The sequence below is a fragment of the Exiguobacterium sp. FSL W8-0210 genome, from assembly GCF_038006045.1.
Classification (GTDB): Bacteria; Bacillota; Bacilli; order Exiguobacteriales; family Exiguobacteriaceae; genus Exiguobacterium_A.
In genome coordinates, this window is record NZ_JBBOUK010000001.1 from 1,236,921 (window position 1) to 1,260,968 (window position 24,048).

26 protein-coding genes and 1 pseudogene are annotated in these 24,048 nt (G+C 48.0%); 18 read left to right on the top strand and 9 right to left on the bottom strand.

The window, feature by feature from the left end:
* The first annotated feature begins 100 nt into the window (after positions 1 to 100).
* The 5 genes from MKY22_RS06370 (at position 101) to MKY22_RS06390 (ending at position 6,453) form a co-directional block, all read left to right on the top strand.
* Positions 101 to 1,222, top strand: coding sequence for an exonuclease SbcCD subunit D (locus tag MKY22_RS06370; RefSeq protein WP_341087536.1), 1,122 nt, complete (start codon positions 101 to 103; stop codon positions 1,220 to 1,222).
* Positions 1,204 to 4,209, top strand: coding sequence for an SMC family ATPase (locus MKY22_RS06375; protein ID WP_341087538.1), 3,006 nt, complete (start codon positions 1,204 to 1,206; stop codon positions 4,207 to 4,209). The genes MKY22_RS06370 and MKY22_RS06375 overlap by 19 nt, the downstream gene beginning before the upstream one ends.
* Positions 4,210 to 4,222: 13 nt before the next feature.
* Positions 4,223 to 5,014, top strand: a complete 792-nt coding sequence (locus MKY22_RS06380) for an aminoglycoside N(3)-acetyltransferase (RefSeq protein ID WP_290776155.1) — start codon at positions 4,223 to 4,225, stop codon at positions 5,012 to 5,014.
* A gap of 57 nt (positions 5,015 to 5,071) precedes the next feature.
* Positions 5,072 to 5,809, top strand: a complete 738-nt coding sequence (locus MKY22_RS06385) for a Bax inhibitor-1/YccA family protein (protein ID WP_029341341.1) — start codon at positions 5,072 to 5,074, stop codon at positions 5,807 to 5,809.
* Positions 5,810 to 5,913: 104 nt separating this feature from the next.
* Positions 5,914 to 6,453: a class I SAM-dependent methyltransferase gene (locus tag MKY22_RS06390; RefSeq protein WP_341087542.1), complete on the top strand. Its 540-nt coding sequence runs from the start codon at positions 5,914 to 5,916 to the stop codon at positions 6,451 to 6,453.
* A 52-nt stretch (positions 6,454 to 6,505) separates the two neighbouring features.
* On the opposite strand, the gene MKY22_RS06395 is transcribed toward MKY22_RS06390, so the two are convergent.
* Positions 6,506 to 6,811 carry a hypothetical protein gene (locus tag MKY22_RS06395; protein WP_341087544.1) on the bottom strand — a complete coding sequence of 102 codons (306 nt, stop codon included), beginning with the start codon at positions 6,809 to 6,811 and terminating at the stop codon, positions 6,506 to 6,508.
* A 129-nt stretch (positions 6,812 to 6,940) separates the two neighbouring features.
* On the opposite strand from MKY22_RS06395, the gene MKY22_RS06400 reads away from it, so the two are divergent.
* From MKY22_RS06400 to MKY22_RS06425, 6 genes are all read left to right on the top strand, one after another.
* Positions 6,941 to 7,675 (top strand): nuclease-related domain-containing protein, encoded by a 735-nt coding sequence (locus tag MKY22_RS06400; RefSeq protein WP_341087547.1) that lies wholly within the window; start codon positions 6,941 to 6,943, stop codon positions 7,673 to 7,675.
* 75 nt (positions 7,676 to 7,750) lie between these two features.
* Entirely contained in the window at positions 7,751 to 8,173 is a 423-nt protein-coding gene (locus tag MKY22_RS06405) for a MarR family winged helix-turn-helix transcriptional regulator (protein WP_035397998.1), read from the top strand.
* Positions 8,174 to 8,241: 68 nt separating this feature from the next.
* The gene (locus MKY22_RS06410; RefSeq protein ID WP_341087555.1) at positions 8,242 to 9,252 is read left to right on the top strand and encodes a hypothetical protein; all 1,011 of its coding nucleotides are present in this window, start codon (positions 8,242 to 8,244) and stop codon (positions 9,250 to 9,252) included.
* Positions 9,253 to 9,434: 182 nt separating this feature from the next.
* Entirely contained in the window at positions 9,435 to 9,749 is a 315-nt protein-coding gene (locus tag MKY22_RS06415) for an ArsR/SmtB family transcription factor (protein ID WP_029341347.1), read from the top strand.
* A gap of 132 nt (positions 9,750 to 9,881) precedes the next feature.
* The gene (locus MKY22_RS06420; protein ID WP_064300132.1) at positions 9,882 to 11,186 is read left to right on the top strand and encodes an arsenic transporter; all 1,305 of its coding nucleotides are present in this window, start codon (positions 9,882 to 9,884) and stop codon (positions 11,184 to 11,186) included.
* Between the two features lie 20 nt (positions 11,187 to 11,206).
* Positions 11,207 to 12,865, top strand: a complete 1,659-nt coding sequence (locus MKY22_RS06425; RefSeq protein WP_341087559.1) for an FAD-dependent oxidoreductase — start codon at positions 11,207 to 11,209, stop codon at positions 12,863 to 12,865.
* A 126-nt stretch (positions 12,866 to 12,991) separates the two neighbouring features.
* On the opposite strand, the gene MKY22_RS06430 is transcribed toward MKY22_RS06425, so the two are convergent.
* Positions 12,992 to 13,630 (bottom strand): SDR family oxidoreductase, encoded by a 639-nt coding sequence (locus tag MKY22_RS06430; RefSeq protein ID WP_214730006.1) that lies wholly within the window; start codon positions 13,628 to 13,630, stop codon positions 12,992 to 12,994.
* A gap of 264 nt (positions 13,631 to 13,894) precedes the next feature.
* On the opposite strand from MKY22_RS06430, the gene MKY22_RS06435 reads away from it, so the two are divergent.
* From MKY22_RS06435 to MKY22_RS06465, 7 genes are all read left to right on the top strand, one after another.
* Positions 13,895 to 14,461 (top strand): transporter substrate-binding domain-containing protein, encoded by a 567-nt coding sequence (locus MKY22_RS06435; RefSeq protein WP_341087564.1) that lies wholly within the window; start codon positions 13,895 to 13,897, stop codon positions 14,459 to 14,461.
* 9 nt (positions 14,462 to 14,470) lie between these two features.
* On the top strand, positions 14,471 to 14,725 hold the full coding sequence (locus MKY22_RS06440) for a hypothetical protein (RefSeq protein ID WP_341087566.1): 255 nt from the start codon (positions 14,471 to 14,473) through the stop codon (positions 14,723 to 14,725).
* Positions 14,718 to 15,515, top strand: a complete 798-nt coding sequence (locus MKY22_RS06445; protein ID WP_214730008.1) for a transporter substrate-binding domain-containing protein — start codon at positions 14,718 to 14,720, stop codon at positions 15,513 to 15,515. Before MKY22_RS06440 ends, MKY22_RS06445 begins: the two co-directional genes overlap by 8 nt.
* Positions 15,516 to 15,617: 102 nt before the next feature.
* Positions 15,618 to 15,899, top strand: a complete 282-nt coding sequence (locus MKY22_RS06450; protein WP_214730009.1) for a hypothetical protein — start codon at positions 15,618 to 15,620, stop codon at positions 15,897 to 15,899.
* Positions 15,900 to 15,979: 80 nt separating this feature from the next.
* On the top strand, positions 15,980 to 16,930 hold the full coding sequence (locus tag MKY22_RS06455; protein WP_341087572.1) for an ATP-binding cassette domain-containing protein: 951 nt from the start codon (positions 15,980 to 15,982) through the stop codon (positions 16,928 to 16,930).
* Between the two features lies 1 nt (position 16,931).
* Positions 16,932 to 17,414 (top strand): ABC transporter permease, encoded by a 483-nt coding sequence (locus tag MKY22_RS06460; protein ID WP_290778853.1) that lies wholly within the window; start codon positions 16,932 to 16,934, stop codon positions 17,412 to 17,414.
* Positions 17,411 to 17,698, top strand: coding sequence for an ABC transporter permease (locus tag MKY22_RS06465; RefSeq protein ID WP_341087574.1), 288 nt, complete (start codon positions 17,411 to 17,413; stop codon positions 17,696 to 17,698). The genes MKY22_RS06460 and MKY22_RS06465 overlap by 4 nt, the downstream gene beginning before the upstream one ends.
* 56 nt (positions 17,699 to 17,754) lie before the next feature.
* Here MKY22_RS06465 and MKY22_RS06470 read toward each other — a convergent pair.
* The 7 genes and pseudogenes from MKY22_RS06470 to MKY22_RS06500 form a co-directional block, all read right to left on the bottom strand.
* Positions 17,755 to 18,191: pseudogene (locus MKY22_RS06470) on the bottom strand (Asp23/Gls24 family envelope stress response protein).
* Between the two features lie 53 nt (positions 18,192 to 18,244).
* Positions 18,245 to 18,451: a DUF2273 domain-containing protein gene (locus tag MKY22_RS06475; RefSeq protein WP_029341361.1), complete on the bottom strand. Its 207-nt coding sequence runs from the start codon at positions 18,449 to 18,451 to the stop codon at positions 18,245 to 18,247.
* Positions 18,452 to 18,471: 20 nt separating this feature from the next.
* Complete coding sequence (gene amaP / locus MKY22_RS06480) at positions 18,472 to 19,014, bottom strand: alkaline shock response membrane anchor protein AmaP (RefSeq protein ID WP_341087577.1); 543 nt, start codon at positions 19,012 to 19,014, stop codon at positions 18,472 to 18,474.
* 336 nt (positions 19,015 to 19,350) lie between these two features.
* The gene (locus MKY22_RS06485) at positions 19,351 to 20,721 is read right to left on the bottom strand and encodes an amino acid permease (RefSeq protein WP_290778840.1); all 1,371 of its coding nucleotides are present in this window, start codon (positions 20,719 to 20,721) and stop codon (positions 19,351 to 19,353) included.
* A 163-nt stretch (positions 20,722 to 20,884) separates the two neighbouring features.
* Positions 20,885 to 21,766, bottom strand: coding sequence for a hypothetical protein (locus MKY22_RS06490; protein WP_341087581.1), 882 nt, complete (start codon positions 21,764 to 21,766; stop codon positions 20,885 to 20,887).
* Positions 21,767 to 21,824: 58 nt separating this feature from the next.
* Positions 21,825 to 22,418, bottom strand: coding sequence for a DedA family protein (locus MKY22_RS06495; RefSeq protein WP_023467894.1), 594 nt, complete (start codon positions 22,416 to 22,418; stop codon positions 21,825 to 21,827).
* Positions 22,419 to 22,541: 123 nt separating this feature from the next.
* Positions 22,542 to 23,861 carry a Na+/H+ antiporter family protein gene (locus MKY22_RS06500; protein ID WP_290715982.1) on the bottom strand — a complete coding sequence of 440 codons (1,320 nt, stop codon included), beginning with the start codon at positions 23,859 to 23,861 and terminating at the stop codon, positions 22,542 to 22,544.
* Between the last annotated feature and the right edge of the window lie 187 nt (positions 23,862 to 24,048).

The following is a 24,048-nucleotide window of genomic DNA, read 5'->3' on the forward strand; positions in this document are numbered from 1 at the left end:
TCGCCTTCTGCTTTTTGTGTTCCAAACGGATGTTCGTCGCAGAACGAACGCTTGCATGCTACACTTAAGCTACTATATTCAAAAAGTGAGTGTGATGAAGATGAAATGGATACATACTGCCGATTGGCATCTCGGCAAAATCGTTCATGGCGAGTCGATGCTCGAGAACCAGCGGGCGGTCTTAGCGGATTTTTTGACACTCGTCGACCGCGAACAACCGGATGCGATCGTCATTGCAGGTGACTTGTACGACCGCGCTGTACCACCAACGGAAGCCGTCGAACTGCTTGACGAGACGCTCGCTGCCTTGATTCTCGATCGAGACATCCCGGTCGTTGCGATCAGCGGAAATCACGATTCGGCCGAACGGTTAAGTTTCGGAACGACGTTACTCCAACGGGCTGGTCTGCATCTCGTCGGAAAACTAACGCCGGTCATTACTCCGGTCACGATTAAAGGGGTGTCGTTTTATCCGGTGCCATTTGCGGATCCGGCGACCGTTCGGTACGTGCATAAGGACGAAACGATCAAGACACATGATGATGCGATGCGGACGATCCTTGCCGGATGTATTCCAGACGGACCGAGTGTCCTCGTCGGTCATGCCTTTGTGATTGGCGGACTCGAGACCGATTCGGAGCGACAATTGTCCGTCGGAACAGCAGGACAGGTCAGTGCGAGTCAGTTTGCACCGTTTACGTATACGGCACTCGGTCATTTGCATAATCCACTTGCGATTCAATCCGAGACGGTTCGCTACAGCGGATCGCTCTTGAAATATTCCTTTTCGGAAGCCCATCATGTCAAAGGGGTCGATGTGTTGACGTTGAACGAAGCGGGTACGTTCGATCGTCGGTTCGAACCACTTGCACCAAAACGTGACTTGCGGGAACTGACTGGAAGTCTCGCTGAGCTGACAGACCCGGCATTCGTCGCGACACAAGACACGGACGATTACTTAAAGATCAATCTAACGGACGGCGAAGCCTTGATGGATCCGATGGGCAAGCTGAAAAAAATCTACCCGAATATCCTGCACCTCGAGCGAATCGGATTCGTCCGCGAGAGTACGCGGGCAGTCAAGGCGTCGCGGGAGCAAGTCAAGGATGCATCCGTTGCGGATCTATTCAGTGAGTTTTATGAAGCAGTCCGTGAAAAGAAACCGACGGAAGCGATGCAAGCCGTCCTGAAGGAGGAAGCGACATGCGCCCAGAACGACTGACATTACGCGCCTTTGGACCGTTTGCTGGTGAAGAGACGATTGATTTCACGGCACTTGCCGGACGGACGATGTTCGTCATCTCCGGAAATACTGGGGCAGGAAAAACGACGATCTTTGACGCATTGACGTTCGCCCTGTATGGCGAAACGTCAGGCGGCGAACGGGAAATGAGCGAACTGCGAAGTCATTTTGCCGTGCCCGAGCAAAAGACGGAAGTTGAACTGGAGTTTACGCTGAAAGGGGAACGGTACCGGATCATCCGCCAACCGAGTCAACCGCATCCGGTCAATAAAACCGGCTACTCGCATGAAGCCGAGCTCGCTCGGTTCGACGGAACGACGTGGAAACCGCTCGCGGTCAAAATTCCAGAAATCAAGCAACGGGTTCAAGAGCTGATTCAGCTCGACCATAAACAGTTTTCGCAAATTCTCCTGTTGCCGCAAAATAAGTTCCGCGAACTGTTGATGGCAGAGTCAAAAGACAAACTCCAGATTCTCAAACAGCTGTTTAAGACGGAACACTACGGTGAGTTCCAGCAACGTTTGCACCGACAAGCGCTCGATCTTGCGGCACGCATCAAGGAAACGAAGACGAAACAATGGGCCAAGCTTGAGGAACTACCTTTGCAAGCGAACTGGAGTGAGTTGACGGAAGGCGACATCCGGTTACGGATGGAGGCATTGACGACGGAACGGGACGAATGGTTAACGGCTGCTCGTCAAGCTGAAATAGAGACCCGTGCGATCGTCGAGAAGAAAACGACACAATTGCAACAAGGCGAGCAACTCGAAGCGGTTTTCCAAGAGCGGGAGCGACTTCAACAGACGGAACAGTTGCTAGTGGACCGCTTACCGGAAATCAAACAGATGCAAGAAGAAGCAATGGCAGCTGAACGCGCTCAAATCGTCGCACCGATCTATGACCAGTGGCAACAGGATCAAGAACAATTGACGCAACTCACGCATCGAAAACAGGAAACTGAACAGCACATCGCTCGCTTGAAAGAGCAACAAGAGGTCGTGCAAGCAAAAGTGGATCGATTGCTAGCGGAGGAACCAAAGATTGAGCAACTTAGTCGTCGTCTTGAAAAAATTCAAGAAGAGCGCGAACGGTTGGAAGCAGAGACCGCCTTACGACAACAACAGCAACAACTAATCGAACGTTCGAAGCTTCTGGACCCAGAGCCATTACGGAAGCAACTCGAACAAGCACGGACGGAGCGTAAGACTGTTCAAGAACAACTGCATCCATTGCAAAACATCGGAGCAGAGCGCTTAAAGGTGCAAGAACGGCGCTTCATCCTGCAACAGCTGGCGACGAAGATGGCGGAACATGACAAATTGGAAGCAGAACGGCAACAGCTGATTGTCCGCGGCACAAGCGTTCGGGACCAAAAAGAGGCAGCAGCGCGCCAATACGAAGAAGCGCGTAGATACGAACGGGAACAACTCGCTGCTGAACTTGCCAAAGGATTGACAGACGGGACGGCTTGCCCAGTCTGCGGCAGTACGTCGCATCCACAGCATGCTGTCGCCGGCGTAAAGGAACGATCCGTCGATGTAGCGCAACAGCGGTTCCTAGAAGCCCAACAAGCGCATCAAGAGTTACAAGCCTCGTACCGAACGGTTGCCGAACGTCTCGGACAACTGATGACCGAGATTCAAAAGACGAGTGAAAACGAGTCATCTCATGCAGATGTTTCAGCACAGCTTCGGGAAGTCGAACAGACGGAAGCCCGATTAGCGTCAGCACAGACGGAAAAAGCGCGTCTTGAGACTCGCCTGCAACAACTCGAGCAATCCATGGATCAGCTACAACTGAAAATCGATGCAATGATCAAAGATCGGACCGTCATCGAATCGGAAATGGCACACTTGTCTGGTCGCCTAAGTCAATCAGAAGAGTCCACGAAATCGCTACCAGCACTCCGTGAGGAACAACAACAGGCAGAAACACGTATCGAGCAGTTCAAGCAAGACAAACAACGTCAGTTACGCGAGAAGGAACAGCTCGATCGTGACTTCGCGGAACACCAAGGACGATTCCGTCAATTGACTGAGGCATCTGCTGAACAAAGTGACCGATTAACGAACCGCGAAAACGAATTACACGCAGTCTTGGCAGAAGAAGCGTTTCCGACGATTGAAGCCTTCCGCGATGCGAGATGTTCTCGTGACGAACTCCGTCATCTCCAAGAACGTTTGGAACAAGACCGTCTAGCGCGGCAGGAATTGAAGCTGAAGCAGGAACAAGCCCGTTTGAAGACAGAAGGTCAAGTGCGTCCGGATCTCGAACAGTTGCGGATGGATGTGAAGACGTCGTCGCTCGAACTGACGGAGCGGACCGACCGACGTGTCGGGCTTGAGAAGGAACGCGCACACATCGATCAATTGATCGCGGCTTGGGAAAGCTTGCAACGCCAGATTGAGGACGAGGATGCGAGATACGGAGTCATCGGCGAACTCGCTCGCGTTGGTGTCGGGGAGAATGCGCAACGGATGACATTCGAGACGTACGTCCAGACGGCATACTTCGATGAAATACTGTTCGCCGCAAACCGGCATCTGCACGAGATGACCTCTGGTCGTTTCCAGCTTGAACGGAAAACGGAGGCGGGAAAAGGACTCAAGAAATATGGGCTTGATTTAAATGTCTTTGACGCGTACACGTCGCAAACGCGTCACGTCAAGACGTTATCTGGTGGAGAAAGCTTCAAAGCATCACTTGCGCTTGCGCTCGGATTGTCGGAAGTCGTTCAAGAAGCAAGTGGTGGCGTGTCACTTGAAACGATGTTTATCGATGAAGGATTTGGAACACTTGATCCGGAATCACTCGAACAAGCGATCGAGACGTTGCTCTCGATTCAAGCGAGCGGTCGCATGGTCGGAATCATCAGTCACGTCCAGGAACTGAAGTCACGAGTTGACGCAAAAATCGAAGTCAAACAAGGAAAAACGGGGTCGACGATTGCACTAGTCGTCGAGTAAGGAGCTAAGATCGATGGAAACACGAAACATGGTCACAAAATCACAAATCAAAGAGGCGTTACACGAATTAGGTGTGACGCCCGGTATGAAACTGTTCGTCCATTCGTCTCTCAAACAAATCGGCTGGATTCCCGGCGGCGTACAAGCATTGATTGAGGCCCTACAGGAAGTCGTCACGACGGAAGGGTTGATCATGATGCCGGCGCAGAGTACGGATAATTCGGATCCGAAGAACTGGAGCCAACCGGCTGTTCCCGAGGAATGGTGGGAAACGATCCGCCGGGAGATGCCGGCATATGACCCGGCAAAAACGGTCACACGCGGTATCGGGCGCGTCCCGGAAGTCTTCCGGACGTATCCCGGCGTCGTTCGAAGCGATCATCCGATGTGGTCCGTGACCGCCTGGGGGAAAGATGCGGCGACATTCGTTGCCGATCATACATTAGAAAATGGCTTCGGTCCCGGTTCACCGATTGAACGCTTCATCGAGGCGGACGGTCAAATTCTGCATATCGGTTCCCCTTGGGATACGACAACCGTCTGGCATTACGCGGAATACGGATTGAATCGTCCGGACGTCGAGGATGGCTGTAAAATCAAAGAGGGAACGACGGAACGATTCATTCATTACCGACATCGCCAAATCGATAGTGACGCGTTTGGTCCGATCGGCGAAGCGTTAGAAAGTGCCGATTTCGTCACGTCCGGTCTGATCGGACAAGCGAAATCGTACCGCATCGATGCGAAAGCCTCGATCCCAGTCGTCATGTTGCAATTAAAAGCGCTCGATCAATGGTTATTTTGAAACTTTTTCGGGAAACCTTCGTAGTAGAAAACAGAATCATAAAAAGGAGTGAAAGCAATGGCTTCACGTTTTAAAGTAAACCCGGCATTGCGTCGCGGATTCGATACAGCACGTGTCGGAGAGCGACCAATGACAAAAAGCGGGACGATGAGCAAGATTTTCTTGATGCTCGCTCTCGTCACGGCAGCAGCAGGGGGAAGTTGGTTCTTCCTCGCAGAAAACCAAGCGTTCCTATTCCCAGCCTTAATCGGTGGATTCGTCATCGGTCTGATCCTTGCCTTGATCATCACATTCAAACCAGCAACAGCTCCAGTCCTTTCTCCGGTTTATGCGATCGTTGAAGGTGTCGCCGTCGGAGCGTTATCGTTGATGTTCGAAAGTATGTACCCAGGAATCGTTGGAAAAGCAGTCGTTGCGACATTCGTCGTTGCGTTTGCGATGTGGTTCGTCTACTCGACGGGGATGATTAAAGTGACGCAACGTTTCCGTTCTGCGGTCACAGCAGCGATTCTCTCGATTTTCGTCTTGTATGCGGTCAACTTGATTCTCGCGTTATTTAGTGTCGACCTCCCATTCATGACAGGTAGCTCGCCGGTTGCGATCGGCGTTCAGTTCGTCATCGTCATCGTCGCATCCTTGTCACTCGTAATGGACTTCGATTTCATCTCACAACAAGTCCGTGCAGGAGCGCCAAAATCGATGGAGTGGGTTGCAGCATTCGGATTGATCGTGACGATCATCTGGCTCTATATTGAATTACTCGATCTCCTGTACCGTCTCGCGGCGCGGGATTAACAGCAACAGACGACGGTTTCTCCGTCGTCTATTTTTTTGTCGAAAGCAGGGATGGTCGCAGAAAACAAGAAATGATAAAACGTAACTGAAAGGAGAGAAGATACATGAAAGAACGTATCGTCATTGGAGCAGGACCGTACCACAACAATCCCGGTTGGTATCATACACAGGAAGATGAGCTGAATCTACTCAATCGGTCCGATTGGGAACGATTGTGTTCGAACGACACGTTGCAAGCGATTCTTGCGGAACATGTCTGGGAGCACTTGACGTTCGAAGAAGGAATTGACGCGGCACGTCATTGTTATACATACCTTGCACCAGGGGGATACGTCCGTTGTGCTGTGCCGGACGGTTATTTTCGGGATGACGCATACCAATCGATTGTTCAAGTCGGTGGACCCGGTCCAGTCGACCATCCGGCAGCGAGTCACAAAATCGTCTATACGTACGAAACGTTACGGAACGTATTCGAAGAAGCTGGATTTCAGGTACGATTTCTCGAATATTTTGATGAGAAGGGATTGTTCCATCAAGCGGACTGGGATGGCGCAGACGGTATGATTTTCCGTTCGAAACGATATGATCCCCGTAATGCAGAACAGATGAGATTTCCTTCGTTGATACTTGATGCATATATATGAATACATAGTTGAAAAAGACCATCTGAACTTCGCTGTCAGATGGTCTTTTTGATCATATTCCGTGCTCGCTTTTTAGTTGATCGACGTATTGTTTTGCTTCGAGCAATGACGATCCGAGCGTCTCTCGAACGCGTTTGACAGCTTCAACCGTCTTTCCTTCATGAAGCAACTGAACCAGTTCGACTTGTAACGCAGCTTCTTCTAGTGACACCTCATTCAGACCGAGGTGCTCTTCGATCCGTTGTAGCTTCTTCAGAATCGTTTGTTGGCGGCGTTTCGCTTCGTCTGCTTTTTGTGATAATGACATCCAGATGAAGATTAAGACGATTAGTGGTGCGAACGTGACGACAGAATCCATAGTGAACACCTTCCTTTAGTTCACCGTACCATAGGATAGTCTCCGTAACAAATAGTGGAAAATGATACAGAAATTGATTATGCTGATATAGTGGAAATAAAAGGTTAATATGGAGAGGAGATAAATCTAGTGGACAATGTATTAGTGATATTTTTACCGCTCTTGATTCAAATCGGACTGATCATGGTACTATTCTTCTTTGGAACGTTCGGACTGTTTTTCTTTGTAAAACGAAGTTCGTATCACGGTAGTCGTTATTATCGTTTAACGCGCGAACCGTTTTTGCGGATCGTTCGCGATAAAGGGAAATGGGGCGAATACTTGACGACACGTCAACTCGACCAAGTTTCCGGATACGGCACTTATGTCTTTAATACATACTTACCACGTGCGCGTGGAGAAGGAACGACGGAGATCGATGTGACGTTCATTCATGAAAGTGGCATCTATGTACTCGAATCGAAAAATTACAGCGGGTGGATTTTCGGACGCGAGCAGGACCGTCAGTGGACGCAGCAGTTCCAGAATCGCTTCAAGCAACGGTTTTATAATCCGATCAAACAAAATGAAGGGCATCTCAAAAGCATGCAACGCTTCTTAGAAGGAACGGATCCTGCGCTCTTTCACTCCTTGATCGTTTTCAGCGAACGCTGTGAACTGAAAAAGATCACGGTCGATTCAGCTCATGTCCGTGTCTTGAAACGAAATGTCCTTCGCAAGACGATCGAGCAACTCGCGACAGGAAAGCCATTGACACCCAGTCAAGTCGATACGATTGCAGGGAAACTCGGGGTTCATTCACAAGTCGATCGTGCTACGCAACAAGCACATATCGATGGGATTCGTCAACGCCAGGCAAAATGATACCGTTGACGGACTTGTTCTCCTTCAGGTATAGTGGATAAATAATAAGTAGTGCAACTATATGGAGATGATGGGATGAAAGAATCGGAATGGTCGCTTGGCATGCAATTATCCCGTAGTTATTATGCGTTCAAACGTGCTGCTGCTAAACGGATGGAAGCGTTCGGACTGACACCAGAGCAGTTTTCTGTCCTGAGCGAACTCGCTAAACAAGATGGTGTTTCGCAAAAACAGCTGGCACTCGTGACAGAACGTGATCAAACGACGATTGGTAAGATTCTCGATAAGCTCGGTAAAAAAGAACTGATCGTTCGGACGCCGGACCCCCGGGACCGACGAGCGGTTCTGCTCTTGATGACACGAGAAGGACGCGATATCGTCGATCGCCTCGGACCAGAGCTTGATCAGTTACAACTCGAAGCGTTCCGTGGACTCTCGCGAGAGCAAATCGAGCAATTAAAGGAAATACTTGAGACCATTCACCGGAATGTGACGTGAATGGTTTTCCTTCGGACATATAGTTGCACATGATATTATAAGCGATGCATATAAAAGGAGATCACAATATGAAAGTATGGAAAGATGTCTGGTCAATGACACAAACGAAAGTGGGACTCGTCTTCGCGATCGTCGTCCCGCTCTTGTTCCTCATCGTTTGGATGACTGGTTACGAAGGAACAACGGAACGGCTCGATCAATTGAACGTCGGAGTCGTTGGCGAAGTGAATGACCCGTTCGTCAAATCACTAAAAGAAGCACCATTCACGGTCCAAACACTCGCGACCGAAGCGAAAGGGTTGGAAGCACTCGATGCCAATGAAGTCGATCTCGTCCTACAAAAGGATGATGCCTCGCGTCAACTGACGGCACACGTCAGCCAGACGAATGCCGAATTTGCGAATGCGATTCTCGAGCGGGCAACGGAAACGATCGGCAAACAGTTGAATGGTGAGCCAACGTTTACGACATCGATCGTCACGGAGCATGCCGTCTCGGATTTTGCCTTGTCGATGCTGCCACTCGTCCTCGGGTTCGTCATCTATATCGCGACGATGACGATGGGGATTCAATTCAATCTTGTCAGTACGATCTTAAGTAAGCGTCATTCGATCTGGTCGCTATTTTGGAGTCGCCAACTGTTGCACGGGATCGTTCTTTTGGTCGTTCCATTACTGCTCGTTTCCATGGCACATGTATTAACGGACATCACGACACCATTCATCAAACTGTGGGCGTTCGAGCTCCTCGTCGTAGCGACCTGTATCGCCGTCACGCAGATGAACTTTGCGATATTTGGACCGATTGCTCCACTCGTCAATGTTGCGTTGATTCCGTTCCAGTTGATGACTGCCGGAAACATCGTGCCGGCGAAGATGCTGGCACCGTTTTATCAATCCCTCGGAACGTTCTTACCTGTTCCGAATGCCGTGGCTGGATTCAGTCGATTGTTATTCATGAATGGATCCATCGGTACCCAAGTGTTGCATTTATCCCTGCTTTGTTTCGGTAGTTTTATCATAACGTGCTTAGTGCTAAGTTGGAGGGAGCAACGACAAGCACAACGTGTTGTTGCATGAAGAATATAAGAAGAATCGTCATCGAATGGGATGGCGATTTTTTTATTTGAGATAGATTTATGAAAAAATCATTGCATAACAAAAAGGTTATATAATAATATGGTTATGTGAAAAGCGAAAAAGATAACTTCGCTCCTGTATCAGGCATGGATTATACGTTTAAGAGAAAGGAGGACTCTCCAGTGATCGAGACAGCAAAACGGGTAGAAGAGATGAGTCAGTTCTTAAAGCTACTGAGCGATGGAACACGTCTTGAAATTTTGCGAAGACTACACGTTCGGGAACATTGTGTCTGTGATTTCGTCGAAATGTTTGATATTTCGCAACCTGCAGTCAGTCGTCATCTAAAATTATTGCGTCAGTCCCATCTCATCTTGGAACGACGTGAACGACAATGGATTTATTTTCGAATCAATCCAGATCACCCGCAACACAAGTTGTTATTGACGATTTTAGAAGAAATGGACACTCCGGACATCCCGGACAGAAGTTGCTAAGGACACACACCGTGGATGAAATGGATTAGCACGAGCAAGGCATTGGAATCGAGACGATATTCCATTCTTGATGACACGTTCAAGATTGGCGAATCGTTAACAGAACCACTCGAAATTTAATACAGAAATGAAGTGAACGCATTGACCGGTACACATTTACTAGCGATCGGAATTTTTCTGATCACCTTATTCTTAATCATCAAACAACCGAAAGGACTCGGCATCGGTTACTCGGCGATGGGGATGGCGCTCGTTGCGCTATTGACGGGAGTCGTCAATCTCGATGATGTTTCAACTGTCTGGGGCATCATCTGGAATGCCACCTTTACATTCATCGCTCTGATCATTATCTCATTGATTCTTGATGAGATTGGATTCTTCGAATGGGCGGCACTCCACATGGCACGCATCGCACGAGGTGGTGGTGTCAAACTATTCGTATATATGACATTGCTCGGTGCTGTCGTTGCGGCTTTATTTGCGAACGATGGGGCAGCCTTGATTCTGACACCAATCGTCCTCGCGATGGTTCGTCACTTGAAACTTCCGGATTATGTCGTGTTAGCCTACGTATTCGCTTCCGGATTCATTGCCGATACAGCAAGTTTACCGTTCGTCGTCTCGAACCTCGTCAATATCGTCTCAGCAGACTTCTTTAACATCGGGTTTACGGAGTATGCGTCACGGATGGTATTCGTCAATCTCTTTTCTGTCGTAGGCAGTCTGATTGTCTTGTATCTCTATTTCCGAAAGAGTATCCCAAAGAATTACGATGTAGCGCAACTCGTCGCACCCGCGACAGCGATCAAGGATCAACGGATGTTCAAGTTATCTTGGTTCGTACTCATCTTGCTTGTCGTCGGATACTTTACGAGTGACGTCATTGGCATTCCAGTCAGTCTTGTCGCTGGAATCATCGCCTTGTTCTTCTTATTGATGGCACGTCGTTCACCGAGCGTACCGACGAAAAAGGTCATCGGTGGTGCACCGTGGGCGATCGTCTTCTTCTCACTTGGAATGTACATCGTCGTCTACGGACTTCAAAATGCAGGATTGACACAAGTTCTCGCTGACATCATTGATGGCTTTGCGACGAATTTAGCAGCCGCGACATTTGGTATGGGCTTCTTGGCTGCCATCTTGTCGTCCATCATGAATAACATGCCGACCGTCATGATTGATGCCCTTGCGATCGATTTGAGCCAGGCGACTGGAACGATTCGAGAAGCGCTCATCTATGCGAACGTCATCGGATCCGATTTGGGACCGAAGATCACGCCGATTGGTAGTTTAGCGACATTACTTTGGTTACACGTGCTTCGGACGAAAGGCGTGAAGATTGGTTGGGGTCAATACTTTAAAATCGGAACGATTCTGACGATCCCGACACTTGCCATCACATTGCTTGGCTTGTATATCAGCTTGATACTTTATTGATTTTTAAGGAGGAACTAGAGATGAAATTGATGATTATTGGTTCAGTTGCTGCGGGAACATCAGTAGGAGCAAAAGCACGTCGTAACAGTGAAGAGTTGCAAATCACGATTTATGATCGGGATCAGGACATCTCGTATTCAGGTTGTGGGATTCCTTACTTCGTCGGTGGGGAGATCGCTGACATCGACGAATTGACACCGCGCGATGCCGCTTTCTTTAAAAAACGATATAACATCGATATTCATACACAACACGAAGTCGAATCGATTGATCATGCGACAAAAACGGCGACGATTGTCAATCTCCTGACAGGGGATCGTTTCACAGACACGTATGATACGTTAGTGCTGGCAACCGGTGCTTCAAGTATCATTCCACCACTTCCAGGCGTTGAACATGAGAATGTCTTTACGGTTCGAAATGTCCGCAATGCCGACGCGATCCGGTCCTACATTGATGCTCACGATCCGAAGACAGCAACGATTGTCGGCGGAGGATTCATCGGACTCGAGATGGCAGAGCAATTGACGTATCGGGGCATTCAAGTCACGCTCGTCGAACGCTTGCCGCAAGTCATGCCGCCACTTGATCGCGATATGGCAGAACGCGTAGCGGATCATTTGAAAGATAGAGGGGTAGCCCTTTTGCTTGGCGAATCCGTGACAGCGTTCAACGGAGAAGAACGTATTTCTGAGGTCGCGCTTGAGAGTGGAAAAACGATCGAGACGGATCTTGTCATTTTATCTGTTGGCGTCAAGCCGAACACCGATCTTGCGAAACAGATCGGTGTGGAGCTCGGTAAAACAGGGGCGATCGCAGTCAACCGTCAAATGCAAACGAATGTAGCCGATGTCTACGCAGTCGGCGATGTCGCAGAGAGTTTCTCCGTCATCACGGGTGAAGCACTTTATCGTCCGCTTGGGTCAACAGCGAACAAGATGGGACGGATTGCCGGCATGGTCATTACTGGAGAAGAAGCGGAGCACCGTGGGATCTTAGGGACGGGTATCTTCAAGACATTCGATTTGACGGTCGCTCAAACAGGTTTGACGGAAAAAGAAGCGCGTGAGTCAGGCTATGCCATCGAAGTCTTGCATAACATCAAACCAGATCGTCCGGAATACATGGGTGGGAAAGAGATGACGATCAAAGCGATTGCCGATCGGGCAACAGGGCGAGTTCTCGGAGCCCAAATCGTAGGTCCGCAAGGTGTCGACAAACGGATTGATGTCCTAGCGACGGCGATCACCTTTAAGGCGAAGGCAGAGGATTTATTCCATCTCGACTTAGCCTACGCACCACCGTTTGCGACGACGAAGGATCCCGTTCTCTATACGGGAATGGCACTCGATAATGCCATCAAAAAAACGGCTCGCTTGATAACGCCGAACGAATTGATTGATCAAGTCGCGAGTGGGAAGTCGTTCCAAATCATTGATACACGCTCAAAAGCACAATTTGAAAAAAATCATGTTGATGGAGCGATTCATATCCCGCTCGGTGAATTACGGACACGCGCGAAGGAACTGGATCCGACGTTACCGACGATCGTCTACTGCAACAAAGGCGTGACGGGGAATGCTGCGCAAAACGTCTTGAAAAACCTTGGATTTACGGATGTATGCAACTTATCAGGTGGTAACAAGAACTATCAGCATATAAAAAAATGTTTGTCATAATCTTGAACTGAGTTATATAAGAATTTCTAACCATTATGTAAGAAGTGCACACCTGCTTTTAATGAATAGACTAGATTTTGTTTATAAAAAGCTCACGTCTCGGAAATCGAGACGTGAGCTTTTGTATTAGAATAACTCGTTGATCGGTGTGTCACCTTCGAGTAGTGTGACGACTTGCTTCGACGCCTTGTCATGACCGATTGCTGCCAAAATGACGCGTGCGACATCCTCGCGGGGAATTTTTTTAGTTGCTTGTTCGGACGGATCCGTCGTGACGTTTCCTGTGCCGGCTTCATCCGATAGTCCGCCTGGGCGAAGAATCGTGTAGTTGAGTGACGATTCCTTCAGGACACGATCCGCGTAGCGTTTTGCAATGTAATACGGCTTCATGCTGTTGGACCATGTTTCCGGCGAATCGGCATTCAAAGCACTGACCATGATGAACTGTTTTGCATTGATTGCTTCTGCTGCTTCAATCGCTTTGACAGCACCGTCGAAATCGATCAGCATCGTCTTGTCGGCTCCCGTGTGACCTCCGGACCCTGCCGTAAAGATGACGACATCTGATCCTTGTAATGCATCAGTGATCGTCGCGACGTCCGCTTCAAGATCGAGATGGGCCGGGGTATGACCTAATTTCTCAAAATCACTGAACTGGTCCTTGGAACGTAATCCTACTTTGACATCGTGCTTCGAATCCTGCAGTAAGCGAGCAGCGTGACGACCTACTTTACCATTTGCACCAATGATGAAAATCTGACTCATGTTCCATTCCTCCATTTCACGATTTGATGATTCTGTTTCAGTATGGAAAAGACGGGGGGATTCTGTAAAGAGAGACGACTTGTAGAACTATAACCGTCATCAAAACATCTTTTTAACGCTTTTATGCATAAAATCATCAAATTATCTTGAAATCACGTGTAAGTGTGGTAGGATAATGACTATTACCCACACCGAAAATCATTTGGGTTAAATTGTAGCAATATTCGGTGAATGGGCAACGACGAAACAGAAAGGAGAGATACGATGAGAAAGAAACCATGGCTACTGGCAGGACTTGTTTTGACAGGCGTTGCCGCTTGGATGATCTGGAATCAACAGACGGATGCCAAAGCACATGACATCTTCGAAGACCACAAGCTGGTCGTCGGGACGACGGGGGATTATAAGCCCTTTACATATTGGAACGAGGAACGGAATCGTTATCAAGGCTTTGATATCGATGTCATCCAAGCGTTCGCAAAAGCAGCAAATCTTGACGTGACGTTCGTCAAAACGACATGGCCGACATTATCGGAGGATACGAAATCAGGCAAGTTTGATATCGCTGTCGGTGGCATCACGAAGAAAGTCGAGCGCGAGGTCGTCGGAGACTTTACATCGTCGTATTTCTCCTTTCAAAAAGCACCGCTCGTAAAGAAGAAAGATGTCGAACGCTTGAATTCGCTCGCTGCAATCAATGATCCAGCAGTCAAAATCGGCGTCAATCCGGGTGGCACGAACGAAGCGTTCGTGAAGAAGCATTTTCCGAAAGCAGATGTGACCGTCTTTGAGAACAACTTGTACATTCCAAAAGCCGTAAAAAGCGGATAAGTCGATGTCATGGTGACGGACGACATCGAGGCGTTGCATTACGCGACAGAACTCGATCTTGCGGTGCCGAAACTGGCAGAGGCGTGGGAACCAGCTGAGATGGCGTATTTGATGAAACCGGATCAAAAACAGCTTAGAGACGTTTTCCGAGTCTGGATTGAAAGTGCAGAAGGGCAAGAACAGGTTGAACAACTAAAGAAAAAATGGAACATCGTCTCGACGCGTGAGACGGTCGGAGCGAAAGGAGCGAGAGCACATGAGTAAATGGGGATGGATCGTCGTCGGAGGTGGCGTCCTGTTTGCGAGCTTATTGACGCTATGGCAAGCGGAGCAACCACGACGTGTACAAGCGAAGAACGTCTTTGCGACGAAAAAAATCATCGTCGGAACGACCGGGGACTACAAACCATTCACCTACTTGAACCGGAAGACGAACGAGTACGAAGGGTTCGATATCGAAGTGATCCGTTCATTTGCGAAGACGACCGGCATCGATGTCGAGTTCGTTCCGACGACATGGCCAACGCTATCTGCTGATCTTGCTAGCGGGAAATTTGATATGGTCGTCGGGGGCGTGACGAAGAACATCGAGCGCGAGATCATCGGCGACTTCACATCGAGTTATCTATCGTTCCAAAAGACACCGCTCGTCCGTAAAGAAGATGCTAAACGCCTTGCTTCAATCGAACAAATCAATCGTCCAGACGTGACGATTGGACTAAATCCAGGGGGAACGAATGAACAGTTCGTCCGTAAGACATTCACGAAGGCGAATATCGTCATGTATGAACAAAACCTCGATATCCCGCACGCGGTTGCGTCAGGTGAAGTCGATGTCATGATCACTGATACGGTCGAGGCGATTCATTATGAAGCACTCGACAAACGACTCGCGGCACCAAGAATTCAAGAAAAATGGATTCCGGCGGAGAAGAGTTACCTCGTTCGAGAGTCGGAAGGAGATGTTGTTGATGTCTTCAATCTCTGGATGCAATCGCACGAAGGTCAAGAAGAGATGGAGCAATTAAAAGAAAAATGGCAAGTAGCGTCGTAAGTGGATCGTGTCTCCGTATAACAGGAGGCACGATTTTTTAGTAACAGGAATCTAATCGGAAAGGGCGAACAAGTATGTAGAAGCAAATTAGGAGGAATTAATATGTTGAAAAACGTGTCAGCGAGGCAATGGCTCATCATGATCGTTCTTCTAGGATGTGTCACTTACGCATGGATCGTCATCGGAGAGTCATGGATTAATTCTAAGTTGTTATTTAGAGGGGCGCTTATATTTACAAGTGGTGCAGTGCTCTCGTTTAGTCTCGCGTTAGCCCGAACTGTTCAATTAACAGGAATCGGATTAACGATGATGCTGGTGCCGATCGTCACAACGCTCGTAGTATCTGCTAGCGTCTTGTACGGCGTGTATCAGATTGTAGCGTAATCTTTAAATCTTACATCAAGGCACCGAATCAGGTGTCTTTTTTTTGATTCGAGAACAGAAAAAACGGGAAAATCTTGGACATGACTTTGAATTCAGAGAAAGAAGGAATGAAGATGATTCATGTCGAGAACCTGACGAAGACGTACGATGGGAAGGATGTCGTCAAAGGCATCTCGTTCGATGTCGAGGCAGGAGAAATCTTTGCTTTTCTAGGAGCGAACGGGGCTGGAAAGTCGACGACCGTCCAGATGCTGACGACGTTGATTCCGATTTCCGGTGGTCGGGCGACGATTCAGGAATTTGATGTCGTCAAACAGGAAAAACAGGTCCGGTTACAAATTGGGGTCGCCTTACAAGATACCGGCATCGATGAGGATTTGACCGGGCTTGAATTACTCGTCCTACAAGGAAAATTATTCGGATTAAGTCAGACGGAAGCAAAAATACGGGCAGAGGAATTACTACGACTCGTCGGACTCGATCAAGTCGGCAAGCGTCGGTCAGGCACTTACTCCGGCGGGATGAAACGACGACTTGATCTCGCTTTGACGCTCGTGCATCAACCGACCGTCTTGTTTCTCGACGAACCGACGACCGGACTTGACCCGGCGAGTCGTCTGCAAATCTGGAACGAGGTCCGGCGACTAAATGAAGATTTCGGAACGACGATCTTTTTGACGACTCAGTACTTGGAAGAAGCCGATCAGCTAGCAGACCGGATCGCGATCATCAATGAAGGGCAACTGATTGCCGAAGGAACGGCAGCTGAGCTGAAAGCAGCAAACGGAGAAGAACGGATTGAATTGACACTTGCGGAAAAAGAGAACGAACGAATCGTCTTAGAGACGTTTGCCGGTCGTCAGGAAAAGGATCGCCTCGTCATTCCTTCGCGGGGAACGGAGACACTGCGCGCGGTCGTCCGTTTTCTCGACGAACGGAAGATGGTTGCGACGTCACTCGTCGTCAAACAACCGTCGCTTGATGATGTCTTCATTCGTTTAACCGGACAAGCTTATAAGAAGGAATCGTGACATGATACGGGAAACGTGGTTTTTGATGCGTCGGAGTCTACTCGTCACGTTACGTAATCCGTTTTCCTTCATTCCGAATTTGATCATCAGTGTCTTCTTCTTGCTCGTCTACACGAGTGGTTTGTCTGGAATCTCGAATTTACCGCAGTTCGACGGCGTCGATTATTTGAACTTCATTCTGCCAGTTTCAATCGTCTCGGGTGCTGTTGGTGGAGCCGGGGGAGCCGGTCAAGCACTCGTCAAGGATATCGAGAGTGGTTACTTCGCACGACTATTATTGACACCGGTCTCGCGAACCGCGATCGTCCTCGGACCGATGCTTGCCGGGATGTTGCAATTATTCGTTCAAACGTTACTGATTTTCGGGATGGCCTTTTTGCTTGGTCTATCGATTCCAGTCGGTGTCAGCGGCTTTTTCTTGACGATTTTACTCGCGCTCGGATTGGACTCGCCTTTGCCGGTTACTCGGTCGGTGTCGCTTTGAAGACACGGAATGCGCAAGCCGCTCAAGCCGGAACGCTCTTATTCTTTCCGCTGATTTTCCTGTCGACGACGTTTGTGCCGAAAGACTTGATTGAAGCCGAATGGCTCAAGATTGCTGCGACGATCAATCCGACGACCTATATCATGGAAGGGATGCGCAGTGTGTTAACCCGTTCGGAGATTGATTGGTCGGTTTATTGGCAAGGTTTGATCGTCGCTGCTGTTCTTAGCATTGCGATGGTGATCTTTGCTGCGTTGAACGCACGCGGAGCGTTGAAAAAGTAAAAAAATGGACCCGTTTTTAAGTGGATCCATTTCATGCGGTTATCTAGTTGATTGTCTTATTTCAAATCGCGTTTTTCTTCCTCTTCTTTCGACGATTTGCTTTTTGCGTCGAACTCAGAACGTGTCATGACATCTTCAACATGCATATTGATTTCGATGACATCGAGTCCTGTCATATCATGGACTAATTTTTGATTTTCGTTACAGCGTCTTGGAAGATGGACGGAATGTTTTTACCGTACTCGACGATGACTTTTAAGTCGAGTGCGACTTGTCGTTCGCCGACTTCTGCGTCAATGCCTTTTGTGATGTCTTCCGTGCTCCGGAAACGATTTGTCAATCCACTCATGAAGCCACCGCTCATTGAGAGGATGCCTTTGACATCATTTGATGCGATACCAGCGATTTTTTTAATGACTTGATCTTCGAATGTGAGTTTGTTTTCGCGTACTAATTCGTTTTCGTTTTGTTTAGTGTTGATTTCGTTAGCCATGAGAAATTTCTCCTTTTAGTGTGAGTTGAATGATTTTTTTATTTTCTATATGCTCAATCCCGCTGAAAGAACTGAATCCATCCTTCAACATCAAGCGCATTATCCCGCCACTGACCAATCAAGTAACCGATTGTTGCGAATACGATGATCAACAACGTCGGTCCAAAACCGATCGTTAAGAACAAGATGGCGAGGATCAGTCCGACTAGCCCGCCGAGTAGACGGTAGCGATACGGACGAAGTGCTTCGCTCGTTTTCATGATCTTCCTCCTCTCGTATCTTAGACGACACGTTCAGACGTTTTTGTCTTCGTGTCACTGATTCGGACGCGTGTTTTTGTGACAGGTAGTTCGAGCAACGATTCGACCGCGTTCTTGGCACGTTCTTGAATGTCTTTGCCGATTGTCGGCAAGCCTTCTTGACCGAAGACGAAACAGTCGACTTCTAACGCTACGGTTTCTTTTTTCGAGTGAATATCCGCGTTGACGCGTGGCGAACGTACGCCGTTGATACCGCGAATTGACTCGAGTGCCGTTCGTTCAATCGTTTGCTTAGAGATCGTGATATTCCCGTCACCGGTTTGAATCAGGAGACGTTGTCCTTTTGAACGACTGAATAGTCCAGTGAATAATAGAATGACAAATACGAATGCTAGGAAGCCACCAAGTGATAAAATCGTGTAGCTATACCATTGTTGATCTTGCCACTGTTCAATCAAAGGACTGAGTCGTGGAACATCATAGACGCCGAGTACAAGAAGACCGACGCTGACTAAACCGAGAATGCCAATCAGGACGAGTAGGAAACGATTGAATCCGTTCATGTTACATCTCTCCTTTCTGTCGTTAAAATGTTTTAACGTGATTGTTCTACACATGAAATATTATGTGTATGGTGAGGATATTCCCGCTCAAACGAACTCGAAAAATGGAAATACATTTCAAATAAAAAGACTATTTATTCTGAAAATTTATCTATTTATTAGAAAAATAGTAGATAAAATACGGCTTTATGTACTGAAATCAAGAATGTTACAATGTCCTAAAGGTTTAAGCGTTTGCGAAAAAATATCTATCATGAATAGTATTCAATGTCAATATAGAAAATCATCTCCAACAAAAAACTCCTCTCATGCGGTCATGAGAGGAGAGATAAACGTTTATTTTTCGACTTTCGGTACTTTTACGATGTAATAGACCGTACTTAAAATCAAGAAAGCGACTCCGATTAAGATCGAGACGCGTGTCTCATCGTTGAACAACATCCCGACGAGCACTGTCACCAGCGCGACGATCGACAGATAGTTCGTCAACGGCGCACCTGGCATCTTGAACGGATGTGAGGCTGTCCGTTCGCTTTCAAGTTTACGATACCGAATATGACTGATTAAAATCGCGAACCATGGCACCATCCCTGGCAGTACCGAAGCACTGTAGACATACACGAAGATATTCGTATCCTTCCCGAGAACGAGTGGCAAGGTGATATCGAGAATGACTCCGAAGAAAATCCCGATTGAAATCGCGAAGACCGTGTAGAATGGAATGCCACGTTTATTGACTTTCAAGAAGAAGGACGGTACTTGTCCTTTTTCAGCCAATGCATAGATCATCCGGCTTGCACTGAAGATCCCGGAGTTACAACCGGATAAAGCGGCCGTGATGACGACGAAGTTGATGATACCGGCAGCAATCGTGACACCGACCTTAGCGAATGTCGCAACGAACGGACTGCCGAGATCCGACAACTCATTCCACGGATACACCGTGACGATGATGAAGATAGAGCCGACGTAGAAAATCAAGATTCGCCAGACGACACCATTGATCGCCTTCGTAATGTTCTTCTCTGGATCTTTCGTTTCTCCAGCTGTCACGCCGATCAACTCAACACCGATATAAGAGGCGAAGACGATCGAGAGCGCAAAGAAGAAGCCGGTGAAACCATTCGTGAAGAATCCACCATTCGCCCAAAGATTCGAGAAGCCGACCGGATTTCCGTCATTTCCTAGACCAAAGAAGATGATTCCAAGTCCAGCGACGATCATGAGAAGAATCGTTATTACCTTGATTGAGGCGAACCAAAACTCGAGTTCGCCGAACATCTTGACGGAAGCAAGGTTCGCAAGCGTCAAGAGAATGATGACGACGACGCCTGGAATCCAAGTCGGTAGTTCCGGCCACCAGAAGCGTAAATATGTTCCGACAGCGATGACTTCACTCATCCCGACGACGACCCAGTTGAAGATATTACTGCTTGCTGTCAAGAAGCCAGCTGCTGGATGGATATAGTCGTTTGCGAACTTTGCGTACGAACCACTGTGAGGATGGGTGTAGACCATCTCACCAAGTGCCCGCATGATAAAAAAGATAAAGACTCCTGCTAGCATGTACGCGAGTAAGACAGATGGTCCCGTCCAAGCAATCGTACTCGATGCTCCAAGGAAAAGACCGACCCCGATCGTTCCTCCGAGTGCAATCATTTGTACCTGTCGTGCTGTTAAATCTCGTTTCAAATTCGAACTCATCATTTCCCCCAAAAAAATTCTGTGACGTCATAATGTTCAGACAACTTGTCCAAATAACTATAACGCTGAGTATACTATCCTCAGATAGAACTCGGCTAGTCTTTTTGAAAATTTGAAATGAGGTTTTCAAAAATCAGAAATTCATGAAACTATTGTGTAACAGCTTTCATTCGTTGGCAATCAAAGCCGGAAGGTGTCGTTCCAACTTACCGAAAAATAACTGATTCGAGGTAGATAAAACAATCAAATCTTGACGCATTGTAAGGTCACCTGACAGGATTTCACCCTGTTCAGTCATGAATCGAATCGAGCGAATCGGCTGAAAGATAGTCTCATCCCGCTTTAATAATTGGACATCCTCGTGATCGGCAGCGAGAAGGTATTCACCATGACGAGCAAACTGGGAAAAAGCAATCGTTGGTGCTTCACAGACTAAATCCTCTTGACTGATACGGACGAAGCGAAAATCGGAATAATAGAAAAACCAGACTTCCTTTGACGAACAAACGTTTAAAGCGTAGCAGTCATCGATTGGATATTGACGATTTTTATACTGGACCTCACCGCGGTCGTTGAAGGCAACGAGACCAAACGCTCCGTTTGAACTCGTCATTGCGTCCGCGTAAATGCCTTCATCGAAATAACTGACCCAGATCTGACCTTGTTCATCGATTTGAACGTTCTGAATCCCATCGTCGAGACAATAGCTATCGAGTAAGTGCCCTTGAACATCATAAATGAATGCATTCGGCATCCAGGAGCCGTCGATGTCGTCATCGCAGCGTGAGGCGACGAGCAGGAGCCGACCGTCCGGGAAACGATCAACGAACGAGAAATCAGTTTCTGACTGAGCGACGATCGTCGTCTTACGCCACTCGTTCTTTAATTGATGGATCGACAAAACCGTACGACCGCGCGCTTCATCCAATGTCTCTTCAACGAGTAGGATGTGTCCGTCGACACTGATACCGGTCGCGACCGGCTTACCGTTCCGATAGGATGCAGTCAAACGACGGAGTGGAAAATGAGCAAGTGGGGATGTGAGCATGGCAGGACCTCCTGTTTGTTTAAAAAAGCAGTCCGTCGTCAGACAGACTGCTAGTTGTTCAAACCGTTCGTTGACGGCGTTTGTAGATAACGTAGAAGATGATCAAGACAACGGCAGCGATTAGGACACCGTTCGTATAAGGTGCTGCTACTTCTTTGATCGAGCGCCAGTTCGTTCCGAGCGTTTCACCAAGATACAGGAACAAAATTGACCACGGAATGATCGCAAGCACCGTATAGAGAGAAAACTTCGTTTGATCCATCTTAGCAAGACCTGCCGGAATCGAGATGGCATGACGAACGACGGGGATGAAACGGGCTCCGAAGATGACGCCTTGACCATATTTCAAGAACCAACGCTCGGCTAAGTCCAAGTGATGCTCTGAAATCAAAACATACTTCCCATATTTTAGGATAAGGGGACGACCGCCGTAGCGAGCGAACCAATATAAGAATAATTGCGAGAATAATCCACCGATGACGGCAGCGACGATGGCGAGCGGCCAGCCGATCGTTCCTTGGGAAATCATGAATCCACCGTAAGAGAGGACGATTTCACTCGGTATGATTTCAATCATCAACCCGAGGGCGATGCCGAAATATCCGAGATCGGCAAGCGAAAGTAAAATCTGGTTGACGACTTGAGATAACACGTTAGACAACTCCTTTGTATCAGTTCATTCCTTTATTTTAGAGAACCGGCGACGAAATGAAAAGGAAAAAAACGGAGACAATTCAAAAGACGGATTCGCGATGACAGCGAATCCGTCTTGTTTTTATAATACGACCGCAGCGATCGTACCGAAGATGAGTAATGGAATGTTGTAATGCAGGAACGTCGGAATGACCGTTTCTCGCATGTGATCGTGCTGACCATCAGCATTCAAACCACTCGTTGGTCCGAGTGTCGAGTCAGACGCCGGGCTACCCGCGTCACCGAGCGCACCGGCTGTACCGATGATGGCAATCGTCGCTTCTAAGCTGAATCCGTACTGGATACAAAGTGGAACGAAGATGGCAGCGATGATCGGAACGGTCGAGAAACTCGAGCCGATCCCCATCGTGACGAGAAGACCAATCAAGAGCATGACAAAGGCGGCAACGAGTTGTGAATCGCCCATCAACGCTTTCGAATTCTCGACGAGTGGCTCGATATCGCCCGTCTTACGCAAGACGTTCGAGAAGCCGTTCGCTGAAATCATGACGAAACCGATGAATGACATCATGCGCATACCGCGTGTAATGACGTCATCTGCTTCACTGAAACGAACAAGACGAAGAAGCAAGAAGAGAATCAACCCCGTCGTCGCAGCGAGAATCATCGACTCCGTTTGCAGTTGGACGATCAATGTCGCGATGACGACGATACCACTTAAGACAAGCTTCGTTTTCGTGATGACTGGGATTTCATAATCGTCCGGTGCGATGTCACGCATCTCATATGTCCGTTCTTTACGATATGAGTATAGACCTATCAAGAGACCGACGACCATCCCGAGTGCTGGAATCGCCATCGCTTCGATGACGGATGCTCCTGCTGTATCGAGACCATTTGCCTTCAAGTTCTTTAATAGAATCTGGTTGAGGTAAATGTCTCCGAAACCAACTGGTAGGAACATGTATGGTGTCACAAGACCAAACGTCATGATGATCGCAATCCGGCGTCGATCCATCTTCAATTGATTGAAGAGACCAAGAAGCGGCGGAATGATGATTGGAATGAAAGCGATGTGGATCGGCAACACGTTTTGTGAACTGATCGCAAGCAAAAGAATCGCAAACAAGATGAATCCTTTTAATTTTTTGACGGAAGCGGCACTTGCGTTACCACGCGAGCGTGCAATCAAAGAGTGAGCGAGTGCATCCGGTAAGCCCGTTTTCGAGAGGGCAACGGCAAATGCACCGAGCAACGCGTAGCTCAGGGCGATTTCTGCCCCGTCACCAAGACCACCGGCAAACGCTTCGGTTGTTTTCGTTAAATCAAGACCACCGACGAGACCACCGGCAAACGCACTGATGACCATCGCGAGCACGATGTGGACGCGGAAGATCGCTAAAATAAACAGTAAAAAGACGGCAAACAATACGGCGTTTATCATTCAGTAAAACCACACTTTCTTTTGTTATCACTGTACTATACTAAAGTATATTACAGCCATGTTGGAATGCTGTCAAGAGTAAAAGTCTGACCTCGTAATCAAAAGATGAATGATACGCTTATTAGCTCTCCACAAGATGATACATTCTGTTATACCCCGAAGCATGAAGTGAGAAGCGTTTTGA